Below are 23,426 nucleotides of genomic sequence, written 5' to 3'. Positions count from 1 at the left end.
GATCCGGTCACCACAATAGGACCATGCCCTCAGCGCCCAACACTGACGACAACGGCACCGATCAGCCCGACACCGATCCCAGCACCCAGCCGGGCACTGCCGACTCCAGCGACGAAACCTCGACGGCGCTGGACACGGGGGAAGCCGAAGACGGCGCCGACCGCGATGCCACTGAGCCCAGCGAGGCCGCAACCGGCACCAGCGAGGCCGATCCCTTCCCACCTCGCGGCACCCTCACCCTGCGTGCCCTGCGGTGGGCCGGACTCCTCGGCGCCGTCGTGTTCGGATCGACCGCACTGGTGCTGAGCCGAGATCTCAATGACACCAGCAGCCTCGTCCCGGACAAGGCCTCCACACTGATGTGGTGCATGTTCTTCGGAGGGCTACTGGTCTGGCCGTTCCTCAACTTCAGTGAGAAGAAGGGCCCCATCCTGACAACGATCGTAACCACGGTCATGGCGGCCCTGGGCATGACGACCTCAGCATCCCTGACTCTGGCGTGGTGGGACACCTATCAGGAGACCGGATTCTCCGTCCTGTTCCTCCTGGCCCTGGCTGGAGTGACGCTCTCAGCCGCGCTCTTCCTGAGCGCAGGCACACTGTTGCACTACCTGCGCATGCGCACCACCCAGGCAGGTATCGGGGATCCCAATGACCCGAGCCGCTGGCGCCGCCTTCATATCCAGACTGGAGAGAAAACCGACAAGGGGCTCCCCCGTTACGAGCGCATTCGGGTACCTCGCCGCACCCGCGTCTACTTCGCGGCCCTCATCATTGCGCCCGCACTGACGCTCGGTTCCGCCATCGCTGGAACATGGGCGCTCATCAACCCGGTCCACCATGTCATCGCCAAGGCCCCCGCCGACGCCTCACTGGAGCCACCCGCCTCGCTGGCGCCGAAGGCTTCCTGGAGCAAGGAGATCTCCTCCACTGAGGTGACCACCGTCGCAGGCGCCGGCGGCCCCATCCTCCTCACCGACGACGGCATCATGGCACTGAACCCCAAGGACGGCAGTGTCCTGTGGAGCTACAGCCGTAAGCAGGCCATATTCGCCTCCTCCACTTCCACCCCCAACGCACGTCGGCTCATCACCAGCCCTGACGGCAAGTACGTCGCGCTTAGAATCCTGTCACCCAAGTTCGTAGAATCCACCGGCGACACCTTGGTTTTCGATGCCCTCACCGGCAGGCTCGTCTTCGAGCGTCAAGGTAGCGGTGGCCCGCTTCAGCTGACCGACTCCGCGGTACTCGACGGCGACACCGCCTTCTCACTGACCGACGGGGCCAAGATGTGGACTCTCCCGGGGAGCTCCGGCGCGTCCTACTCCGGCCCGGCCGGACACTCCTCATTCATCCTGACGTCTTCCGAAGAACCTTCCTTCAAGAACACACCTACCAGCATTTATAGGTCGACAGTAACCACCAGGGTATTTCCTCAAAACGACCCTACCGCCGAGGTCGAGGTTCCGAACACCCTGTCAGAAATTCCGTCTGAATCGAATGCGCTCGACAACTATTTCAGCTTCTTCATCAACGGATGGGCTGCACGCTACACCGGCGAGACCGATACGTCAGGAAACCCAGTAGCTGAGGCGATCAGTCTGGATGCACTGGCCAAGGTAGACGGCGCCGACACCACAACCTTTCCCTTAGGAGCAACCTCGGGGATCAATACGGAGGCGTCACATCTCTCAAGCAGCATCGTCACCTATCCCGTCATCAGTCGGGACGCAAGTCTCCCCTACCCCCCAAAGGACTCACGAGCAGCAACGGTCTTCGATCCAGCCACCCGCACGGTCACCCCGGTGTCACAGGATCGGAGCCTCGCCGCCGCTCGCACCGGCATCGTTGAGGTACCGGCCGACGACGGCTCCGCCTCCGCTGCACTCGTCATTCGGCCCGGCGACGGCTCGCCCGGCACCACCATCCCCATCACACCCGGTTCCACGTATCAGCCATTCCAGAAACTGATCGACAAGGACAATGCGCCGATCCAACCACTCTTCTCCCAGCACGCCGATTCCGAAAGGCCAGCAACGGCAGTGAGGACTCCTGGCGCTGTCGTTGTCATCTTCAATACAACCGGCATAGGTTACGACGGTTGCAGTTCTGGACCCGGCAAGGACAACCAGAGATGCCGAGATACCTATCGGATCTTCGGCGTCACAGGAGGCCAGAGATGAGAACCACATATCCTCCGAATCCCCGTATGTCTTCCACGTTCCGGAGACTGTCGGCACTCGCCACAGCCGTGACACTCGCGCTCACCATCGGCTCATGCACTACTGGGAAGAGTGATGATGATCCAGTCATCTCCTCCCTCAACGCTCAGGAAGCAGATGCTGCCAAGCCGCAGGATTCAATCAGCGACATGGACAACCAACCGTTGTCGACTGCCAGCGGCCTTGTCACCATGAGCACATCGTACGTAGCTGGAGGTACTGGCTCCACTGCCAAAGAAATGGCAACCACCGTCGCGAGTCGAGAGCGTTCCACTGATAAGTTCCAGTGGGCGGTTTCTATCGAACCCGCAGTCGCCGACCAAGAGAGAACCAAGTACGCAGACAACGCCCAACGTGCGATGAGCGAGAACATGGATCGTTCGTCGACGGGGAGCGCCGTCGTCAGTCCTGACGGACGGTACCTGTCACTGATCCTTCTTCCCTCCGAGCAGCAGTCGGGAGAGACAGCAGCCGATCTCCGCACACATATCGTCGTCCTTGACACCACAACCGGCAAGACGGTCAGGGACGCCACGGCCTCCGGGGTCATCCTGGGGCAGGCCCTCACCAACAGCGCCCTGGCCGTGGAGACCGCCCAGAACTATTTCCCGGCCGGCTCCGGGAAGGGAACCATCACCATCTTCTCCCTAACAGACACGAGCGCTCAGCCCTCCCCTTTCCCCACCGACAAGTGGCTGGTGGGAGCCACCCGAGAGAACCTCATGCTCGCACCCAATCTTCTTCCGGACGACTGCTTCAACGAGTGCTCGATAATGACCACCATCTCCCTCCTCAACACCGACGGAAGCACGGCCGGGAGCATCTCCGGAGTGACTGCCATCCACCCCGGCGGCTGGATCCACCGGTTCGCGAACCCCAAAGCAGCCAGCGATTATCAGCAACGCTCGAAGGCAGCATCAGATGACGAGAGGAAGTCTCTCAGTCCCTCCCGGGAGGCAGCCGAGGAGCAACTCGTCAATCCCAGCATTAAGAAGACAATCGACATTACCGGAAAGAGCACCTTCGAACGTGACGTGCCGACCGGCCCCGGGCTGCTCGTCGAGCAGAAGAGTCCCGATGGAAAGGGTTCAACGGAGTCCAAGCCCGCCTTCTGGCTCAGCTCATCCGATGACGGCCACCCGCACACCGAGAACCTCGAGCAGTTCGAGAACCACTGACATCACCACGACCCACGCACCATCATGGAATCCACATCTTCTCAGCCCACCTCGTGCTCAGCTTCCGAAGCCGAGGAGACCGCCTGTGCCGACGCCGAGGTATCTCCGGCGCCCCTCGATCACGACGATGCCGTGCTCAGCGATCACCCACGTCTGCTGGCGTACATGCGCGCCCTGCTCACCGGCAGCGTCATCACACTGATCGTGGCTGTGATCCTGTTCTTCGCCTGGAACAGCGGCATCAAAGGCGTGGGTCGGATAGCGGTCGCTCAGTCATGGAAACGATGCGCACCACTACTGGTGCTGTGGATCATCGGCGCATCCGTATGGCCCACGCCTTACTACCGTACCGCCGGGAAGAGCAAGCTCCTGAACGCTGTCATCACCGCCCTCAAGCTGCTGCCCGTGGCCGCGGTCGCGGCATGCACCGTCTACGCCTGCCTTCCGGTCCTGAAACTGTGGCGGAAGACGTCCTCCACCTTCGGTGTCCGTCTGGGCGAGCTCCTGGCCTTCACCATGGGCATCGCGGCATGCGGGTTGATCGTGATGGCGCACATCGGGCTCTGGGCGGCTCGCTCAGTCATCCTCCCCACCGAGGAGCCGTCCAGCGGTGATCCGGCTCCCGAGGAACTGGACCCCCGGTTCAGCCGCCCTCGCAGCACCGGAACGTGGCAGGGGTGCCTCCGAGCTCTGCAAGGACATCCCTTTCGACGCCTCAGCACGGCCTCCCTCGCGCTCCTGCCCGCAATTGCCTTGGTGGCAGGCTTCGGCGTCCCCTACCTCACGGTGAAGAGCACATATGCCGACACCCCCACTGTCACGCAGACCACCGCATCTGCTATCGATGATGCCCGGCTCCCCTCATATCCCACGTCCTTCGGAACGCAAAAGACGTGGGTGAAGGATGTTGACGGCTTCCTCGATATCGCAGGCGGCGCCGCAGGCCCGATCCTCCTCACCAAGGACGCGATCACCGGGATCAACCCAGTTGACGGCTCGGCGCGCTGGCAGTACCGCCGTGCCGGCGCTGAGTTCCGCAGCCAGCTGCTTGAGACGGATCCCGTCGCGTCAGGGGATCTGGGACTCATCACCAGTCCGAACGGGCGATACGTGGCAGTCGTTGCCACAGATCCGACGATCTACTCGTCCATGAGCCCGGAATGGCGTGAACTCGACGGCACGTCACCGGTTACGACGCTGGTTCTCGACGCCGTCACCGGGAAGGTCATTCTGGAGCATCCCCGTCAGACCGAGGACCATGAAAACACATTTCAACTCAGCGATTCAGCTCTTCTTGACGGTACCGTCGCCTACTCCCTGACTGACGGCTCACGGATGTGGGACCTCAAGGACATCCACCTCTACAAAGATACTGTACCGAATCCCGTCGCCGCCTACGTGGGCACGGCAGGACACGCGAGCTTCATTTATGGATACGATAGCGGTAGCGACTCTCTCATAGTTCTACCTCAGGCTAACCCCTCCCAGCCCAGGAAGGTTACCGGAGCCCTTAACGAGCAGGAATTCGGCGACATCATCTCCGCCAGAGGGTGGATCGGCGTCTACGACGATCGCACCCCAACACAGAATCATGAGAACGACGACCTGAAGGCACGACGAGCCCACGCCATCAGCCTGGACGCCCTCAGCGAGGCGCCCGGTGCGGACACTCGCGCCTTCGACTTGGGCACAACGCTGGGCATCAACGCCCCAGCATCCCTCTCCACCGGCACGATCTCAGTCTTTCCGGCGACGACACCGGACGGACACCCCGTCGGGATCAGGAGCCTTGAGGAATCCTCAACATGGAAGGGATCCAGCAGTATCGGAACGGTCTTCAATCCTGCCACCATGACGGTGGCACCGCTCGACCAGTCTCCGCACTATGTCACAGCAGTGGGGATTACGGCAACGAACATTGAAAACGGCACACCTGCCACCAACACAACAGATGGAAATAGTTCTGTTATCACCACGGGCGATGGCCACATCACGATCAAAACGGGTGACAGCAGGATCATTCCGCTCGCAGAAGTTGAGCCAGGATCAACCTATTACCCGCTAAAGTCAGGAGAATATAACTCCACCATGAAGGACACCGCTGTCAGCCGGGACGATTATCACCACATCTCCTCATTGAGTACTCCCGGAGCCACTCTCGCCATCGTCAACAATACCCCTAATCTCCCCATAGCATCACAGTCTTTCCGAATCTACGGGTTCCCCGGGTAGGTTGACGTGAAATCTAAGTTCCCACACAGCATTGCCTTCATAAGCCATCGAAGCACAGCGCTCATGGTGGCGCTTCCACTGCTGCTGTCACTCACGGTGACCGCCTGCCACTCCAATTCACGTGCGTCATCTTCGAGCACGGCACCACCCATGTCACCGACGTCTCTCACAGCGGAACAGATGAAGGACTGCCAAGACAAGGCGAGCGATTGGATAAGCAATCCTGGATCTCAGGATCCCTCCTACCTTCCCGCGCAGGGAGCTGACATCTGCGTCATCCAGTCATTCAACACCAAGAACCAGGAATCGACACTCATTGCACGATACGAGGCCTCTGACAAAGAGCCCGTGTGGGCTATGTCCCTGACGCCGAGGATTGCAGCCTACAGACGTCACGACAACGGCATGGATGTTCAGGCAGCGCAGGAGCTGGCTCGAGACGTCCTCAACTCCCGTACCGCAGGCTATGCAACCGTGAGCCCGAACGGGAAGTACCTCTCCCTGGTGCTGCGTCCACCGGAAGTCGCCGACGACAGCCCCCGCCCCGCTCGGCAGACACCTGTCGTCCCCGCCGAGCAGCGGACGACGGTTGTCGTTCTTGACGCAGTTTCCGGGAAGCCGGTGCGCACGGTGGAGGTCGACGGGCTGGTCCTGGGCCAGGCCCTGACCAGCGACTCACTCGCCGTCGAGACAGCTGACGCCTACTATCCCGCGGGGAAAGGCAAGGGACGCATCAGCGTCTTCTCACTGACGGACACAACGTCATCTCCGACGTCTTTCAACACAAGCCTGTGGCTCGCAGGCTCTGGAAAGAGCTCTCTTCTCCTGTCCTCACAGCCCGTCCACCTTCACGACTCCACCACCACGTCGACCGTGACGCAGGTCGATCTTCACGGCAAGCACCTGGCCTCCTTCACCAATTCCAGCGAGATCCTTCTCGGAGGGTGGATCAGGCGGTGCACCTATCTTCCCGATGAGGGTCGAATTCACTGGGAGGTCGTCGACACGAACTCGGGAACGGTCTACAACGAGGACACCGATAGCGCCGTGGCGCGACGAGTCCCCACTGGGCCGGGGCTAGTCATGAGCGAGGTTGTCATCAACGACAAGGGATACCGGGAAGCAGGTACGCCACGCTTCTGGCTCAGCGCCGCCGACGACGGACACCACCACACGGAGAACCTCGAGCAGTTCAAGAACAACTGAGACGAGCGCCAGGACGCCCCGACGGTGGCACTGGGAGCGACCGAAGCGACGTGAGACCGCCTCCTGGGGCACGGTGGCTCCGATCGTTACGGAGGGGAGAACTATCCCCAGCGTTCTTTCTCGTTCGGCCTCCCCATCACGATCCGGTCACCACAATAGACTCATGCCTCCCATGCCTGACGCCGACGAGCACGGCACCGATCAGCCCAGCACCGATCCCGGTACCCAACCGAGCACTGCCGATTCCGGCAACGATGCCTTGAGGAAACCGGACAAGGGGGAGCCCGAGGGCCGTCCCGGCCGCAATGCCACTGAGGCCGACCGGGCCTCAACCGACGCCGGCGACAGCGAGGGCAAGACCGAAGGCATGAGCGAGGGCGAGGTCTTCCCACCGCGCGGTGTCCTCGCCCTGCGCGCCCTGCGCTGGGGCGGAGTGTTAGCGATGTTTGCCTCCACGGCCGCCATCTACCTGCTGTGGCCTGAGGGAGCTCGGCTCGCCTGGGATCCTCGCACCCCCGTAGGCAGCGTCGGAACCACCGCCTACCTAATTGGTCTCGCAGTCGTCACCACATTCGGATGGCTCCTGAGCCCACGAGAGTCACGCCACCCTGGCCGGTGGCTTGGCATATCTGCGGCACTCATCCTCATCGGCGGATTAATGGCAACCGCCATCACGGCTAGCAAGTGGTGGCACGACTACCAGGTCACCGGTTTTTTTCAACCCACCCTGAGCATCATTCCCTGCGTTCCCGCATCTATCGCCATCGCCCTTCTAGCAAATTCTAGCCTCCACTACACACAAAACTACGTTCCTCGGAATCCGAGCATCAAGTGCGACCTCACCTACTGGGGGCGCCTCCATCAACCGGCAACCAGAAGTCAAGCCAGCGACGAGAAGAAGAATAGAAAAACTGCACCACTCAGCATCAGCACTAAACAACGCGGCACCTACCTCTGTATTGTCATCCTGCCGACGTTGCTCTTCGCCGGCTTCGTAGCAGCCCCCACCTTGCATCGACCCGAATCACACACGACAGCCAACCCTGGCAGCATAGAAACTCCCTCTATGCCAACATCACTCAACAGCGACGCCGCCTGGAGTGCAGAGTTCGTCAACATCATGGACATTGTCGGAGGAGCTGGAGGACCCATTGTTCTGAGCGCAGACGGAATCACCTCCCTCAATCCTTCCGACGGTACGACCCGTTGGTCATACCGACACCCCGGAGCCCACTACCTATCCGACGATATACGGGACAAGAAAGGAAGACTGGTTGTCAGCCCAAACCGGAAGTATGTCGCCGCAAGAATGGAGACAAGTGCCATTCTGGACTACCCCGATGATGGCATCTTATCCAGAACATTAGTACTCGATGCCCTCACTGGCGACATCATCCTGGAGGCAACCAACTCCGGTGGCACACTTCAAATGACAGACTCCACTCTCCTTGACGGGAATACGGCCTACTCACTACACAGCAAATCAAAACTATGGACGCTCTCATCTCATGACGGAGACGACTCAAAGACGGCACCCACATACTGGGGCCCAGCCGGACATCATACTTTTATCCTCAGCGTCTCTTACGATGAGTACTCCGGGGACCACTACGTCCCTCACGCAACTTTGACAGTTGCCCGCGACACAGATCCGAGCGTCACGTCCGAAGTTACTGAAGTCGTAGTCGACCCCGTCTACAGCAGGCATTATATTCCTATAATCGGCGGATGGATAGCCAGATACAACACCGAGTCCATGAACTCAAATGGCGGGGCATCCGCCGAGGCAATCTCCTTGGATTCAGCCGCACATGAATCAGAGCCCCACACAGCCATTCCCCTCGGAGTGACCTCAGGACTAAACTCCTACGCGTCAATAGCCTCGGGATGCATCGTCACCTACCCACCCTCCGATGCCACCTCATCTGATGATTTCGAAGTGTCGATCAACAAAGAAGGAGCGGCCAGAGTTTCCTCCATCTTTGACCCCTCCACACAGGCAGTATCAGATCCTGCTCACCACTCCGGGATTGCCGGAGCACGAGTCGGGTTCACATCAAAGGTCCACGAGGGTACACATATGGCTGCGATCACCATCCAGCCCGGAGATGGGAGCCCAGAGACTACTATCCCACTTGCCCCGAACACCACCTACTTACCCCCATCCTCCTACGTAGACGGCCTTAAATACAATCCTCATGAAATGTTCACCGAAGAGCATCCACCCTCCGACAGGATTGTCATGAACACCCCGGGGGCCACTGTTGTCGCACTCAATGTCACCGACAGAACTGACGACGCTTCCTACCTTGATCCCAAACCAACTCAAGGAAGTACGTTCCGAGTCTTTGGGGTGACAGGAAAGTAAGCATGGAAAAACATACCAGCACGACACCCTCCATTCTCCTGAATCGCCGTCGCCTCATTCAAATCACTGCCGCAGCGTCACTGGTTGCGCTCTCATTAACTCCTTACCCGTCCGATACTCAGTATGCTCCTGAAGCTCCTCGAGTCACGGTAACCGACCTTAACTTGGAACAACCTCGACGCGATGACCTCGAAATTCGACACAACTACAGATTCAGCGAGTTCGAGCTGCAAACAGCCTTCGGGGGAATCAACACCTACTTCTACCAGTACAACAACGGCAGTATAGATGACGCATCCGCGTTGGCTGTCATCAGTTACGACCCGAAGACTAGGAATCCTCAATGGGCGAAGTCACTGAGGGCGTTCCAGCACTCAACACCTTCACGTACATACAGTACAGCTTACTTGACGGAACCAGAGAACCAGATGGATTCTCGTACTTCTGGAACACTGGTTTCCAGCCCTGACGGGCGGCATGTATCAGTACTTCTTCACGTCACCGCGTTCTATGAAAGCAATGCGAACTACCCTGACATCACTGTATACAGTCGAAGCACTCACGTCGTCGTTCTTGACGCCAGAACGGGGGACGTGGTTCGCCAGGAGAAGTTGCCCGACCTGGTTCTCGGACAAGCGCTAACGAACAACGTCCTCGCGGTGGAGACAGCTCAGGATTTCTTTCCCGGCGGCTCCGGCCGAGGTAAACTTCATGTTTTCTCACTGGAGAAGAAGTCTGATCCAGCCGCCGAGATCCCCGTCGATCAGTGGCTGGTCGGCGCCAGCAGGACAACACTACTGTTGTCTTCAGAAACAGCACTCCAAGGGCGTGTCTCAGAATTTCCAGACACCACCACGGTCACACAGCTAGACATCCATGGCCATGTAGTGAATACAATCCCCAACGTCACGGAGATTGTGTTCGGAGGGTGGATACGAACAGTGCCCACCTCTTCGAATGAATCAGAACATGATGCCGAGGCTAGCGAGAAGTCCAGTCTTCTGCACGTCGACACTGGCGCAAAAGTGGACGTGTCCGGAAAGTTAGCCTGGATCTCGGACACACCGACAGGCACTGGAGTATTCGTCCAGGACGAGGTACCTACTGATGACGGCAAAACCGAGTACGTCCCTGTTTTCTGGCTCAGCTCAACCGATGACGGCCACCCGCACACCGAGAACCTTGAGCAGTTCAAGGACGAATGAAGCGCGGCCCGGCGGGCCGGCAGGGCAGTCTCCTGCCGCCGCTTCCCCAAGGCTCACAGGTCTCCTCGGCCGCCGCGAGTCGCCTCGGCTCTCTCGCCCGCTCGTCGAGCCGCGCTTATCCGAAGTGCTGCTCGACTGCGGCAATGTCCCCGTAGGAGGCCTGCGCCCCCACCGAGGTCGTCGCGAAGGCGGAGACGGCCGAGGCCGCACCTGCCGCCTCCTTGAGTCCCGCCCCTGCGGCGAGCGCCGCCAGCAGCGTGCCCAGGAAGGAGTCACCAGCACCGGTAGTGTCCACGACATCAGCCGGGAAAGGATCGACCGGGGTGATCTCCTCCCCCTCGATCACCATCGACCCGCGGCCCCCCAGAGTCACCACCGCGGAGGGAATCCCCATCGCGGCCAACCGCCTCGCGCAATCGCCCCAGTCCGTGGCGTCGTCGGCCCGGTCACCCTCCGGCTCGGCCGCAACGTCGCTCGTACCCGGCTTCAACATGTTGGCGAGCTCATGCTCGTTGACGACCAAGACATCGATCGCCTCCAGGAGCCCGGCGGACAGGACCGGGTGGAACGGAGAGTTGTTGAAGACCACGCGGGTACCGGCGTCGTGGGCGATACGGGCCGCGGCCTCCACTGCCTCAGGGCTGACCTCCATGCACAGCCCCAGCACACGGGCCTCGCCGATGACGCCCTGGTGCTGCTGCGCGGTCGAGACGTTCACCCTCCCGTTCGCACCGGGAGACACCACGATGGTGTTGTCCCCCGCATAGTCCACGGTGATGATCGCGGTGCCGGTGGCCACGTCCTCGCGCTGAACCGCGGAGGTGTCCACACCGGCGCGCTGGAGGGAATCGATGAGCAGGTCGCCGTGACCATCTGCCCCGACTGCCCCGATCATCCTCACGTGAGCGCCGAGAAGACCGGCCTGAACCGCCTGGTTCGCCGACTTGCCTCCCGGCAGGATCACCAGGTCCTCCCCGCTGATCGTCTCACCGGGCTTGGGAAAGCGCTCCGTTCGGACCGTCAGGTCGGCATTGAGGGACCCGAAGACGGCGACCTCGCCGGATACGTCACCCAGGACAGCTCGCACACCAGCTCCCATGTCCGTTCCTCTCTGTGATGCAGCGCGGACGCACGTCCCATCACACCACACCTCACCGTGAGGCAGCACTCCTACCGGTCCTGACCGCAGGGCGGCGCAGGCTCGTGCGGCGGGCCGCCGCCTGGCAGGCCTCCACCAGGACGTCGATGGCCAGCGGGCGGGGCTGCTCGGCGCGCGTGACCACCTCGACGCGCCGCTGCTCGCGGGCCAGGGGCCGCACCTGGACCCCCTCGTGCCGGTAGGCGCTCAGCGCCATCCCGGGCAGCAGGGCCGCCCCCACCCCGGCGGCGACGAGCGCCTGCACGGCCACGTAGTCGTCGGAGGCGTAGGCGGTCTCGGGCGTGAACCCATTGGCCCGCCCCACGGCGAGGAGCTCCTCGCGGCAGCGCGCGCAGCCGGTCACCCACCGGCACTGGGCGCCGTCGGCGATGCGCGTGATGCCGCCGGGATGGGTGACGAGGTAGAGGACGTCGTCGAGCAGGTGCTCGGCCTGAAGGCCCTCGCCGGCGTCGTCGTCGACGTAGGAGAAGGACAGGGCCGCGTCCACCCGCCCGCGCCGCAGCGCGTCGAGGGCCTCGGGCGGCTCGGCGTCGACGAGCTCGACCTCCAGGCCCGGGTACTGCCGGCCGACGACGTCGAGCACCCCCGGCACCAGGGAGGCCACCGCGGAGGGGAAGGCGGCCAGGCGCACGCGCCCAGCCTCCGCGCAGGCCATGGAGACGACCTCGCGCTCGGTGCGATCCAGCAGGTCGAGGACCTCCTGACCCCGCACCGCCAGCGCCCGGCCCTCCTCGGTGAGCCGCACGCCGCGTCCAGCCCGCGTCAGCAGGACCGCGCCGGTTGCGCGCGACAGGGCGGCGAGCTGGTGGGAGACGGTGGACTGGCTGAAGCCCAGGGACTCGGCGGCGGCCGAGACGGTGCCGAGGCGGGAGAGCTCCACGAGGGCCCTCAGCTGCTGCACATCGATCACGCCACCAAGTATGTCTTGTATCGATGGGTATTCGTCAAAAGATTCATTGGACCGATACTCCGGCCGCCCGCATCATGAAGCCATGACCGTCACCGACACCCTGCCCCAGGCTCCCGCCGACACCCAGTCCGGCCTCGACTTCGACGCCGTCCTGCGCACCTACGAGGCCGTCTCGCGGGTCCTGCCCGAGACTCCCGCCTGGTCCTACCCGCTGCTCAACGCCGAGGCCGGGGTGGAGGTCACGGTCAAGCACGAGAACGTCCAGCCCACCGGCGCCTTCAAGGTCCGCGGCGGGGTGGCGCTCATGGCGGCGCTCAGCCCCGAGGAGCGGCGCCGCGGCGTCGTGACCGCCTCCACCGGCAACCACGCCCAGTCCCTGGCCTGGGCCGGTGCCCGCAGCGAGGTCCCCGTGACCGTCGTCGTCCCGGTGGGCGCGCCGACCCGCAAGGTGGCCGCGGTGCGCGCGCTGGGGGCTCGGGTCGTCGTGGAGGGAGAGACGATGTGCGAGTCGCTGGCGCACGCCGAGGCCCTCGCCCTGCGTGAGGGGATGCGCATGGTTTCCCCCGGGGACGAGCCGGCCATCGTGCTCGGGCACGCCACCGTCTACCTCGAGCTCTTCCGCCGCCACCCGGGCCTGGAGGCCGTCTACGCGCCGGTCGGCTCAGGCTCCGGGGCGGCAGGCGCCTGCCTCGTGCGCGACGCCCTGGCACCCGGGTGCCGGATCATCGGCGTCCAGTCCAGCGCCGCGCCGGCCGCGCACCGCGCCTGGACCTCCGGGGAGCCGGCCACCGTCCACAGCCGCACGCGCGTGGCGGGGCTGGCCGTCGGGGCGAGCTTCACCCTCACCCAGTCGGTGCTGGGCCGCAGCCTCAACGACTTCATCCTGGTCGACGACGAGGCGATCCAAAGCGCCGTCGGCCTCATGGCCACCCACGCCCACACCCTGGCCGAGGGCGCCGGGGCTGCAAGCCTGGCTGGGCTCATGGCCGACCCCACCCGCCAGGGACCCTGCGCGATCGTCTGCACCGGCGGCAACGCCGACGACCACGAGCTCGCCGGCATCTCCGCCGGTTCCGTCGTCGGCACCGACCAGACCCTCAACTGCTGAAGCCGGCCAATCCATACCTGACGGCCGGTTGGGGACCACTCCCCGTTGAGCCGATGCGGAGAATCAGGCGACACTCGGTTGAGGGCCGGGGAGCGCAGTCGGGGGCGCATACCCGGCCCTCTCCTCTGCCCCGGCGGCCCGCGCCGCCACAAGCGCCCTTGCGTCACCCCACCACGGCCCCTCCCGCGGCCACGAGTGTCCACAGAAATGACATTAGCCCGCACAAGCCACCCGCCCACCACCTAGAACCACGGAATCACGCGGTCTTCAAGCCAGCACCAACCTTGTCGGGCATCCAATGTCATTTCTGTGGACGTCAAGCAGGAGACGCGGCTCGTCAACGCCGGAAGTTATCCACAGGAACCAGCCACTTCCTAGCGCCTCAGCTCCGGCAGTCCAAGAATTGTCTCATGGACGACAATGTGCTGACCCGCATCGGCGACGCGCTTGGCGCCGTTGCACAGGCTGATCTACATCTGAACCGTACCGGGCGCCGCCGCCTCCAGGCCCTGGTAGACGCGGGCGAGCTCAAACGGTACCCGCACGGAATCGTAGCGCTGCCCGGCACCGACCGACGCATCCTCATCGCCCGCCTCCACCGAGGTCTTATCACCTACGAGCATGCAGCCGCCTACTACGGCCTTCCGCTCCCTTCTCCACCGCGCAGTGTCCATGTTCTGACTCCGCAAGGACGTCGATTACCTCCGTTATGGGGTGAGCACAGACACGAGACTCGTGGGCGTTCCGTCCTTCGGCTGGAAGACTTCCCGGTTGTCTCCCTCGCCCGCTGCATCGCCGATCTACTGTGCTGCGCAGAAGAGTGGACGGCTCTGGTCGCCGCCGACGCAGCCCTGCATCGGGGCAGAACGACTCGCCAGCAGGTATCCGCATATCTGCGCGGTCCTCGCTGTGTTCTTGGCCGGAATCGCCTGAAGCGCACCAGCAATCGCGCTCGCAGCCCACTGGAGACCCTGGCCAGAGTTCAGCTGCAGGACGCTGGAATAGATGTTTCCGACGGCATGGTCATCTCAGACGTTGGAGAAGTGGATCTGGTGGTGGCCGGGTGGCTTGTCATCGAGCTGGACGGCTACGATTTCCATTCCGACCGTTGGTCCTTCCACCACGACCGGGAACGCGATCGCGAACTGGTCCGGCAGGGTTATACACCCATCCGCTTCACGGCCAACAATGTGCGTTCAGGGAGGATCGTCACCGATGTCCAACGGATTCTCTCCACCCACCCATAGGCGATGCATGGAATCGACCTACCTCGCCCGGCCACGCCCGATGTCCACAGAAATGACATTGGATGCCCGGAGAGGTTGGTGCTGGCTTGAAAACCGCGTGATTCCGTGGTTCTAGGTGGTGGGCGGGTGGCTTGTGCGGGCTAGTGTCATTTCTATGGACACCCGCCACGGGAGTCAGCGTCCAGCAGGGCCCGCATGCACGGCGGGATCGATCGCCACGGGCCGGCTCCAGCGCAGGTAGGCGACCGTCGCGGCCAGCACCAGGATCCCGCCCACCCAGAAGTGAGGCATCCACAGAACCAGCCGCCACCATCCATAGTGGGAGAGCGGCTCCCCCGACAAGATCGTCGGGATCGCCGGCACCGAGCCGGCAATCCCGTAGGCGATGAGCATGGCTCCCGAGACCCAGCCGAAGGCCAGGCGCATCCAGCGCGGCACCCTGATGACATCCGGGCGCAGGAGCGCGAAGCCGAAGACGACGAACCCCAACTTCACCAGCCCGGAGACGAGGACGACCACGACGAACCAGGTGGGCCGCTCCTGGGCGAGCCTCAGCCCGTCGCCCTGAAGGACCGTGTCGACCAGCCACGGGGAGCCCAGCGCCCAGGAGACGCTGATGCAGCCGAAGACGGCCCACCACAGCATCATGGCGATGACCACCGCCCGTGAGCGTCCCGTCATCTCAGCGCCCCCTTCGGCGGCTTCCTCGGCCTACTCGGCCTCCTCGGCCTATTCGGCCTCGATCAGGATCGTCACCGGGCCGTCGGCCTCCATGTCGATCTTCATGTCGGCGCCGAAGCGGCCGGTGGCCACCTCCAGGCCGCGCCCGCGCAGGTCCTCGGCCACGGCCTCCACCAGAGGCTCGGCCACCTCACCGGGGGCCGCCTTGTTCCAGGTGGGGCGCCGGCCCTTGCGGGTGTCGGCGTACAGGGTGAACTGGGAGACGACGAGCACGGGCGCTCCGGCGTCGGTCACCGAGAGCTCGTCCTCCAGGAGTCGCAGGTCCGCGATCTTGCGGGCCACCGTGGCCACCTGGGTGGGGCCGTCGTCGTGCGTGGCGCCCACGAGGACCATGAGGCCGGGGCGGGTGATCTCGCCGACCACCTCGCCGTCGACCCGGACCGCCGCGCGGTTGACTCGCTGGATGACGGCGCGCATCAGCGACCAGCGCTCCTGCCGCGCCCATCGCGCCCCGGCCGGCGCTGGGAGGCCCGCCCCGGAATGCGGATCGAGGAGCGCACCCGCACCGGTGCCAGCGCCTGCAGGGCGGGGCGCACGTCCACCAGGTAGACGGCACTGGCCACGACGCCCAGCAGGCCGAACATCGAGGCGGCCCCGAGCAGGCCGACCACCACTGTGCCCACCGCGTTGACCAGGTTCCAGAATCGCTTGGTGTTCTTACCGGCCGCCGCGTAGTGCTCCGCGGGCCGCATCAGGGAGTCGATCAGCGCCCAGACCCCCATAACGAGGGAGATGAACTGGGCGGCCAACCAGCTCCACCTGACCGCCTCGGAGAGAAAGAATGACACAGCATAAAGGACGCTCACACGCCCCAGGCTATCGGTCGCCGGTCAACGATCCCAGAGAGGTTGCCACGCCCAGCGAGAAAAGTGGTGGCCTCACGCGGCGGCCGACAGTCAGACGGTTGCCGGCCGCTGGCGCAGCCCCGACCATTCCGGGCAGACATCGGGCTCGGGTCCCAGAGCAGCAGTCCCGGGAGCGCCCGGGATCCGGTGCACGACCGGACGGCTCAGAGCCGCAGGCCCTTGCGCAGCTCCGCACCGGGACGCTCGGCCGGACTGGCCTGAGCGCGCCCCTCGGGGGAGACCAGCACCTCCTGGGCGGCGTCGACCCGGCCGACGGGGATGGTCTCGCCGGTGGCCTCATCGACCTCGGTGATCTCGACGGTCAGCTGCTCGCCCGCGGGCACGGCGCGGCGCAGCAGGGCCAGGGCGATGGGGCCGAGCTCGTGGTGGCGCGCCACGGAGGTCACGGCGCCCACGGTCCGCTCCCCCATGCGCACGCTCGCCCCCGGCTGGGGCAGGTCGCCGCCGAGTCCGTCGAGCTGGAGCACGGTGAGGCGGCGCGGAGGCCGGCCCAGGTTGAGGGTGCGCGCAATCGTCTCCTGGCCCGGATAGCAGCCCTTCGTCAGGTGCACGGCCGTGCGCAGCCAGTCCAGCTCGTGCGGGATCGCGCGGGCGTCGGCCTCGCGGGCCCAGCGGGGGCGGCCGGCCTCAATGCGCAGCGCCTCCCAGGCCAGGGCGCCGGCCAGGCGCCGCCCCTCCCCGGCGGCGAGGAAGGTGCTCACCACAGCATTCACGCTCCGATCGGGCACGAGGACAAAACCGCCCCGGTAGCCCTGGCCGGGATGGGGCCGGTCCGCTCCGACGTCGTAGCTCGTGCCGCCTTCGACGACGCCCGGCCACGGGTCGCGCCACAGGCCGATGAGTGAGCCCTGAGGCTCGGCGTCACCGGCCTCGGCCGGTGAATCGGAGGCGTCCGGCGCGGTGTCGCGCGCCGCCTGGACCAGGGCCTCGAGGCCCTCCCCCAGGGCGCCCAGCGCCATGACGTCGGCACGCTCAGTCACCTCGACGCGCAGCATGAAGCGCATGGAGTCCAAGAAGGTCGCCAGCGCCTCGCCGCGGCCGGCCTCCGTGACGAGCCAGAGCGTGCGGCCGTCGTCGAGGGCCGCGAGCGCGTGGGTGATGTGGCCCTGGGCGTCGAGGAGCAGCGTCTCTGCGCCGCCGTCACCGGGCTTCAGGCCGGTGAGCACCTGGCTGGACAGCGTGGTCAGCCAGCTCAGGCGGTCCTGCCCGGTGACGGTGACGACGTCGCGCGCCAGGGCGCAGACCGCGCGCCCCTCGGCCAGGGCGGCCTGCTCGCGGCCGGGGTCGCCGAGGTGGGCGGGGACAGCGCCGTCGGGGTCGTCCGGGGCGGAGGCGACGGCACCGGGTCGGTTCAGCAGCGGGGAGGGGCGCATCAGGCGGTCGGCTCGGCGTCGTCGGAGGCGGGAGAGGAGGAGGTGGAGGACTCGCCCTCCGGCTCAGCCGGGTCGAGGGCGGAGCCGGGCTGGGCGGCGGGGTCATCTAAGTCGTCGACGCGGCCGAGGCGGCCGGAGGCGTAAGTAGTCACCTCGCTCTGGCCGAAGGCGGCCATGTCCTGGGTCCACATGAGGTCGCCGCCCACGAGCCCGAACATGCGGGTCATCTCCTCCACGGGGACAGCGGTGCGGGCCCGGCCCACGGCCTGGGTGCCGACCTGGGCGCGCGGCCCCTGGATCCAGCCCTCCCAGACGGCGACGTGGCCGGCAGGGTCGGCCGAGACGAGCTCGAGCTGAGTGACGGGGACGAGCGGACCGCCGGAGCCCTTGGTGTCGGCGTCGTCCTCGGCGGGCTCAGTGGTCTCGGCGCCATCGGGTTGCTCCTGGCCGACAGGCCGCCAGTAGGTGGTCTCGGTGGACCAGATCTGGGCGGGGGCCAGGAGGGAGGCGCCCTGGAGGCCGGGCATCTCGAAGTCGAGGTTCTTGGAGCGGGTGGCGTCGACCGTCCAGATGGTGGTGGTCTGGCGCAGGTAGGGGCCGCCGTCGTGGTCGAAGGTCATCTCCTGGTATACGGCCTGCTCGGGCACGGTCTCGCCGTAGGTGAGGATGCCGTAGCCGCGCCAGGTGCCGGCCAGCCAGGCCAGCGGGTAGAGCTCGGGTGCCAGGTCGTCAGGAAGCGTGAATGCCATGCCCGCAGCCTACGACGTCCCCCCGGGCCGCATCACGCGCGCCGCCCGCTCGGGCCGCGCGGATCCGCCGGCGCTCTGAGTGTCCGGCGCGCTCTGGAGCCGCAGATCCGGGCGGGATCGGCACCGCGGTGTCCAAATCGGACACAAAGGCGGCGAGGAGCACTGGGTGCGCCAGACGAAACCGCATGATTCTGCGGTTTCTTCGCGTGACCGCTGGGCCTCGGAGTCTCTTTGTCACCGATTTGGACATCCGGTCGCCGTGACGTGGCGTTCTCAGGCCCTCGCGGGCCCGGTCGGCCGCCCTCAGCCGGCGATGAAGCCGCCCAGGAGGCGGGCGATGGCGTAGACCGGTACGCCGACCGACAGGATCGGCACGAGCGCGGAGGCCACCGCCGCCCGCCCACCGGGCACCCACCGATGGGTCCACAGGACACGGTTGCCCGAGGCCATGAGGACCCCTGCCACGAAGCCGACGGCCACGCAGGCCACGGCGCTCTGCAGGGCCGCGGTCGCACTGATGTGGGACAGGCCGAAGAAGCCGGCCGAGGCCAGCACGTAGCCGGCGCCGCCGGCGAACAGGGCCGGCACCGTGACGGTGAGGGCCTCCAGCATCCGGGCGCGCACGTTGAGGACGGTCAGGACGGCGCCGACGAACAGCGCCAGGCAGGTGGGCACAACGATGGCAGGGTCGGCCAGCCCCGGTTCCAGGGCGCACCAGGCCGAGCCGGAGACCGCCACCAGGCAGCCGGCCACCGTTGAGGACAGGTCCTCGACCAGGTTGTGCCGGCCGTCGCGGCGCAGCATCTGGCCGACGAAGGCCAGCAGGATCGAGAAGGCCATGATCAGGCCGGCCACCCCCATGTCGTCGAGGAGGTAGACGCTGACGGCGGCCGACAGTCCGCTGATCGTCATGACGATCGTGCCGCCCAGGTCGTGCCGGGCGCGCACGAGCGCGGGCCAGCCCTGTGCGGCGGCCGGCACCAGGACGGCCACGAGGGCCAGCCTCACCCAGCCGGGCAGCACTGAGCCGACCGCCAGCAGCAGCGGCACCACGCCCGCGAAGGCGAGCCGGGTCCAGGCCGGGTCCACCAGGCCCGGCTCCTTGGGGCGGTTGGAGGCGCGACGGGTGGCGTATCCCAGGTCCTCGGCGAGGTCGGCAGTGTCACCTGAGTCCGCTGAGCGGGCCGCCTCTGGAGCGTCGGAGGAGGCGGCCGTCTCGCCGGAGGCATCCGAGCCGGCCAAGGCCACGGCTGCCTCCGAACCGTCGGGCCCTGCCGAGGCGTGGGAGTCGCCCGCGCCGATGACGCTGGCCCAGTCCGACGCGCCACCGGCGGCCGTCGGAACGGCTGCGGCATGGGAGTCATGGCGCGAGCCGCGGGAGGCTCTGCGGGTGCGCGCGGCCGGTTGGGCTCGTCGGTGGTGGGTAGTCACAGCACGCATCGTCCCACACCCGGGCGGCCGCAGGGCCCACTGCGACCTCACTGCGGCCCCGCCCCGCACTCCTCGCGGACGGTCACTATCCGGACAGTCGTTGCCCCAGGAGATTCCGCCTGCGACCAGGTGTGGTTGACTTGTCCCAACAGTATCGCCGCTGGTCAACTCGACTGCGCCGGCGGTTCCTGGTCGCGAGCCACGGAAGGAGCAGCCATGCGGATCATCATGTTCACTCGTGAGAGTGACGCCACTGACGTCCTGCCGGCGACTGCCTTCCTCGACTCCCCGGTGGAGTGCCTCCCCCCGATGCCCTCCTCCTACGCGGAGGTGGACAGCGCTGACGTCGTCATGATCGACGCCCGCGGGGACCTGACCCGGGCCCGCGCCCTGTGCCAGCTCTTCACCGGCCCCATGGACTGCCCGCCCATCATCCTCATCGTGGAGGAGGGCGGCGCCGCCGCGGTGCAGATCGACTGGGGAGCCGCCGACTTCGTCATGGCCGGCGCCAAGCCCGCCGAGCTGTCGGCCCGGCTGCGGCTGCTGCGCGCCCACGTCCCGGTCGTGGACGAGACCGACGACGACCGCATCGACGTGGGTGACCTCGTCATTGACGTCACCGCCTACACGGCCCGACTGCGCGGCACGATCCTGGATCTGACCTACAAGGAGTTCGAGCTGCTGAAGTTCCTGGCCGCCAACCAGGGGCGGGTCCTGACCCGAGACGCGCTCCTGCACGAGGTGTGGGGCGAGGACTACATCGGCGGCTCGCGCACGGTGGACGTGCACATCCGTCGCCTGCGCGCCAAGCTGGGCACCGAGCACGACAACCTCATCGGCACGGTGCGCAACGTCGGCTACCGCCTGGACGCCCCCGAGGACGCCTGAGTACGCCGGCCCCGGGGAGCCTGAGAAGGCCCGGGTCGGCCCCAGCCAGGAGCAGCCCAGACGTCTCCCTGACCGCCGGGTGGATTCACTGGGTGGACACCGCCGCGGCCCGGAGCCCGGACCTGTAGACTCGTGGGCGGCGTCGGGCCGTGACGGGCCCCGGGCTCCAACTCAAGCCGCCGCGAGCGGCATTCGCGCCGACTGGCGCTCTCCGGCCCGACGTCCCCCTCTCTCCCCAGCGCCCTGTCGCCCGCCTCCCCCTCGTGACCGCACCGCCGTGTCACGCACGGCGCCCGAAAGTGTCACTCCGGGCGACTTTTACCTGCGCGGTAAGAGCTCCCGGATCAACGTGTCATGCGCTGACCTGCGGGGACGTGAATCAGGGGACGCTCGGACCGGCCTCAGGCGGCCCGAAAAGTCGCCATTCGTGACACCTGGCCCCTCAATCCTCAGCCGAAGCGGCCCGAGATGTAGTCCTCGGTGGCTTGCTGGCTGGGGGCGGAGAAGATCTTGTCGGTGGAGTCGTACTCGACCAGGTGCCCCGGCTTGCCGGTGGCCTCCAGGTTGAAGAATCCGGTCATGTCGCTCACGCGCGAGGCCTGCTGCATGTTGTGGGTGACGATGACGATCGTGTAGTCCGTCTTGAGCTCGGAGATGAGGTCCTCGATGGCGAGCGTGGAGATGGGGTCCAGGGCGGAGCAGGGCTCGTCCATGAGCAGGACGGCGGGCTTGACCGCGATGGCACGGGCGATGCACAGGCGCTGCTGCTGGCCGCCGGACAGTCCCAGGCCCGGCCGGTCCAGACGGTCCTTGACCTCGTCCCACAGGTTGGCCCCGCGCAGGGAGGCCTCCACCAGGTCGTCCGCGTCGGACTTCTTGATGCGCCGGTTGTTGAGGCGCACGCCGGCCAGGACGTTCTCGGCGATGGACATGGTGGGGAAGGGGTTGGGCCGCTGGAAGACCATGCCGATGGCGCGGCGCACCTGGACGGCATCGACGCCGGGACCGTAGAGGTTGACACCATCGACGATGACCTGCCCCTCGACCCGGGCACCGGGGATGGTCTCGTGCATGCGGTTGAGGGTGCGCAGGAAGGTGGACTTCCCGCAGCCGGAGGGGCCGATGAGGGCGGTGACGGACTTGGGCTCGATGACGACGTTGACGTCCTTCACGGCCAGGAAGTCGCCGTAGTAGATGTTCTCGCCGATGACGTCGATGCGCTTGGACACGTCGGTTCCTTTACCTGAGGTGGACTGCTGAGGGCTCTGGGGTCGCTGGGGTCGATGCGGGCACAGTGGTCCCGGCGGCTCCGGCCGGGCTAGCGCCGGCCACCCTTAGGGCTGAAGTACTTGGAGATGAGGCGGGCCGCGAGGTTGAGCAGCATGACCAGGATGATGAGGGTCAGTGCCCCGGCCCAGGCCCGCTCCATGGCGGCGGCCTCCCCGCGGGAGTACTGGTCGTAGACGAGTACCGGCAGGGTGGACATGGAGCCGTCCAGCGGGTTGGTGTTGGTGCGGATCGTCAGGCCCACAGTGATGAGCAGCGGGGCGGTCTCGCCGATGACGCGGGCGATAGCGATCATGACGGAGGTGGTGATGCCGGCCACCGCGGTGCGCAGCACGACCTTGACGATGGTGAGCCATTTGGGCACGCCCAGCGCGTAGGAGGCCTCGCGCAGGTGGGAGGGGACGAGCTTGAGCATCTCCTCCACGCCGCGGATGACCACCGGCGTCATGAGGACGCTTAAGGCGACGGCCCCGATGATGCCGGCCTGGTAGCGGGGACCGGCCGCGATGAGGAAGATCGAGTAGGCGAACAGCCCGGCCACGATCGAGGGGATGCCGGTCATGACGTCGACGAGGAAGGTGATGGCCCGGGCGATCCAGCCGCCGTTGTACTCCACGAGGAAGACGGCGGTGAACAGCCCCAGGGGTACCGAGATGAGGGTGGCGATCCCGGTGATCTGGAGGGTGCCGACGATGCCGTGGTAGAAGCCGCCGTTGGAGGCGTCGGCGCCACGCATGTTCGTGGTCAGGAAGTCGTAGCCGAAGCGGGCCGAGCCGCCCGACAGGACCATCCACACCAGGGAGACCAGCGGCACCATGACGACGGCGAAGGACAGGTAGATGAGGAGGGTCACCAGGGTGTTGCGGCCCCAGCGCTCGCCCTCGCGCACCCAGGAGACGGCGGTGGCGCCCACCACCCACACCAGGGCGGTCAGGGCGACGACGGCGGCGATGCTCCACCCGGCCAGCAGGCCGATCCCGCCGACGACGACAAAGGCGGTTCCCAGCGCCGCCCAGATGAACCAGTCGGGCAGGCGGTAGGAGGTCAGGGGCACGCCCTCGATGGTGGGCGGGTCGGCCAAGGGGTCGACGGGGGCGGCCGGGGCCTCGGCGGCCGCGAGCGCGGCCTTGAGTGACTTGGGCGCGGGGGTGCCGGTCTCGCCGGCCGCACCGGCAGCGGCGGCCGGGTCGGGGCGGGAGACCGCGCCGTCGGGAGCGGCGCCGGCGGTGGGCTCGGGGGTGTTCGTGGGCGTCATG

The 23,426-nt window shown here is 65.9% G+C and carries 19 protein-coding genes; 9 read left to right on the top strand and 10 right to left on the bottom strand.

Translation table 11 applies throughout. The annotated features are described in order from the left end of the window. The first annotated feature begins 23 nt into the window (after positions 1–23). The 6 genes from AXE84_RS06815 to AXE84_RS12900 all read left to right on the top strand — a co-directional run bounded on the left by AXE84_RS06815 (position 24) and on the right by AXE84_RS12900 (position 10,411). The gene (locus tag AXE84_RS06815; RefSeq protein ID WP_060957326.1) at positions 24–2,183 is read left to right on the top strand and encodes a hypothetical protein; all 2,160 of its coding nucleotides are present in this window, start codon (positions 24–26) and stop codon (positions 2,181–2,183) included. A 26-nt stretch (positions 2,184–2,209) separates the two neighbouring features. Further along, positions 2,210–3,400 carry a hypothetical protein gene (locus AXE84_RS06810; RefSeq protein WP_236750003.1) on the top strand — a complete coding sequence of 397 codons (1,191 nt, stop codon included), beginning with the start codon at positions 2,210–2,212 and terminating at the stop codon, positions 3,398–3,400. Between the two features lie 24 nt (positions 3,401–3,424). Beyond that, positions 3,425–5,632 (top strand): hypothetical protein, encoded by a 2,208-nt coding sequence (locus AXE84_RS06805; protein ID WP_060957324.1) that lies wholly within the window; start codon positions 3,425–3,427, stop codon positions 5,630–5,632. A 405-nt stretch (positions 5,633–6,037) separates the two neighbouring features. Continuing rightward, the gene (locus AXE84_RS06800) at positions 6,038–6,838 is read left to right on the top strand and encodes a hypothetical protein (protein WP_236750002.1); all 801 of its coding nucleotides are present in this window, start codon (positions 6,038–6,040) and stop codon (positions 6,836–6,838) included. 172 nt (positions 6,839–7,010) lie between these two features. After that, the gene (locus tag AXE84_RS12905; RefSeq protein WP_150116262.1) at positions 7,011–9,206 is read left to right on the top strand and encodes a hypothetical protein; all 2,196 of its coding nucleotides are present in this window, start codon (positions 7,011–7,013) and stop codon (positions 9,204–9,206) included. A gap of 2 nt (positions 9,207–9,208) precedes the next feature. Then, positions 9,209–10,411 (top strand): hypothetical protein, encoded by a 1,203-nt coding sequence (locus AXE84_RS12900; protein WP_150116261.1) that lies wholly within the window; start codon positions 9,209–9,211, stop codon positions 10,409–10,411. 115 nt (positions 10,412–10,526) lie between these two features. On the opposite strand, the gene AXE84_RS06795 is transcribed toward AXE84_RS12900, so the two are convergent. Further along, positions 10,527–11,510 carry a ribokinase gene (locus AXE84_RS06795; protein ID WP_060957322.1) on the bottom strand — a complete coding sequence of 328 codons (984 nt, stop codon included), beginning with the start codon at positions 11,508–11,510 and terminating at the stop codon, positions 10,527–10,529. Between the two features lie 52 nt (positions 11,511–11,562). Continuing rightward, complete coding sequence (locus tag AXE84_RS06790; RefSeq protein WP_060957321.1) at positions 11,563–12,480, bottom strand: LysR family transcriptional regulator; 918 nt, start codon at positions 12,478–12,480, stop codon at positions 11,563–11,565. A gap of 82 nt (positions 12,481–12,562) precedes the next feature. Between AXE84_RS06790 and AXE84_RS06785 the strand changes: the two genes are divergently transcribed. Beyond that, positions 12,563–13,588 carry a threonine ammonia-lyase gene (locus AXE84_RS06785; RefSeq protein WP_081093109.1) on the top strand — a complete coding sequence of 342 codons (1,026 nt, stop codon included), beginning with the start codon at positions 12,563–12,565 and terminating at the stop codon, positions 13,586–13,588. 410 nt (positions 13,589–13,998) lie between these two features. Then, positions 13,999–14,835 (top strand): DUF559 domain-containing protein, encoded by an 837-nt coding sequence (locus AXE84_RS06780; RefSeq protein ID WP_060957320.1) that lies wholly within the window; start codon positions 13,999–14,001, stop codon positions 14,833–14,835. Positions 14,836–15,009: 174 nt separating this feature from the next. Here the strand turns inward: AXE84_RS06780 and AXE84_RS06775 are convergent, their stop codons facing one another. The 6 genes from AXE84_RS06775 to AXE84_RS06750 all read right to left on the bottom strand — a co-directional run bounded on the left by AXE84_RS06775 (position 15,010) and on the right by AXE84_RS06750 (position 20,004). Next, positions 15,010–15,516 (bottom strand): DUF3995 domain-containing protein, encoded by a 507-nt coding sequence (locus AXE84_RS06775; protein ID WP_060957319.1) that lies wholly within the window; start codon positions 15,514–15,516, stop codon positions 15,010–15,012. Between the two features lie 48 nt (positions 15,517–15,564). Beyond that, the gene (gene dtd / locus AXE84_RS06770) at positions 15,565–15,993 is read right to left on the bottom strand and encodes a D-aminoacyl-tRNA deacylase (protein WP_060957318.1); all 429 of its coding nucleotides are present in this window, start codon (positions 15,991–15,993) and stop codon (positions 15,565–15,567) included. Then, the gene (locus AXE84_RS06765) at positions 15,993–16,382 is read right to left on the bottom strand and encodes a DUF2516 family protein (protein WP_060957317.1); all 390 of its coding nucleotides are present in this window, start codon (positions 16,380–16,382) and stop codon (positions 15,993–15,995) included. Before AXE84_RS06765 ends, dtd begins: the two co-directional genes overlap by 1 nt. 203 nt (positions 16,383–16,585) lie before the next feature. Beyond that, a complete protein-coding gene (locus tag AXE84_RS06760) occupies positions 16,586–17,815 on the bottom strand; it encodes a YgfZ/GcvT domain-containing protein (protein ID WP_060957316.1) in 1,230 nt (409 codons plus the stop codon). Beyond that, positions 17,815–18,564 (bottom strand): FABP family protein, encoded by a 750-nt coding sequence (locus AXE84_RS06755; protein WP_060957315.1) that lies wholly within the window; start codon positions 18,562–18,564, stop codon positions 17,815–17,817. Before AXE84_RS06755 ends, AXE84_RS06760 begins: the two co-directional genes overlap by 1 nt. A gap of 303 nt (positions 18,565–18,867) precedes the next feature. Then, positions 18,868–20,004, bottom strand: coding sequence for a hypothetical protein (locus AXE84_RS06750; RefSeq protein ID WP_060957314.1), 1,137 nt, complete (start codon positions 20,002–20,004; stop codon positions 18,868–18,870). 207 nt (positions 20,005–20,211) lie between these two features. On the opposite strand from AXE84_RS06750, the gene AXE84_RS06745 reads away from it, so the two are divergent. Continuing rightward, positions 20,212–20,883, top strand: coding sequence for a winged helix-turn-helix domain-containing protein (locus AXE84_RS06745; protein ID WP_060957313.1), 672 nt, complete (start codon positions 20,212–20,214; stop codon positions 20,881–20,883). Between the two features lie 449 nt (positions 20,884–21,332). On the opposite strand, the gene pstB is transcribed toward AXE84_RS06745, so the two are convergent. Together pstB and pstA are read right to left on the bottom strand one after the other, a co-directional pair. After that, positions 21,333–22,112 (bottom strand): phosphate ABC transporter ATP-binding protein PstB, encoded by a 780-nt coding sequence (gene pstB / locus AXE84_RS06740; RefSeq protein WP_003781705.1) that lies wholly within the window; start codon positions 22,110–22,112, stop codon positions 21,333–21,335. Positions 22,113–22,201: 89 nt separating this feature from the next. Continuing rightward, positions 22,202–23,425: a phosphate ABC transporter permease PstA gene (gene pstA, locus AXE84_RS06735; protein WP_208854546.1), complete on the bottom strand. Its 1,224-nt coding sequence runs from the start codon at positions 23,423–23,425 to the stop codon at positions 22,202–22,204. Between the last annotated feature and the right edge of the window lies 1 nt (position 23,426).

Source organism: Actinomyces oris (genome assembly GCF_001553935.1).
In the GTDB taxonomy this organism is placed as follows: domain Bacteria; phylum Actinomycetota; class Actinomycetes; order Actinomycetales; family Actinomycetaceae; genus Actinomyces; species Actinomyces oris_A.
The sequence above is the reverse complement of the archived record's forward strand: the minus strand, read 5'-3'. Positions and strand labels throughout refer to the sequence as shown.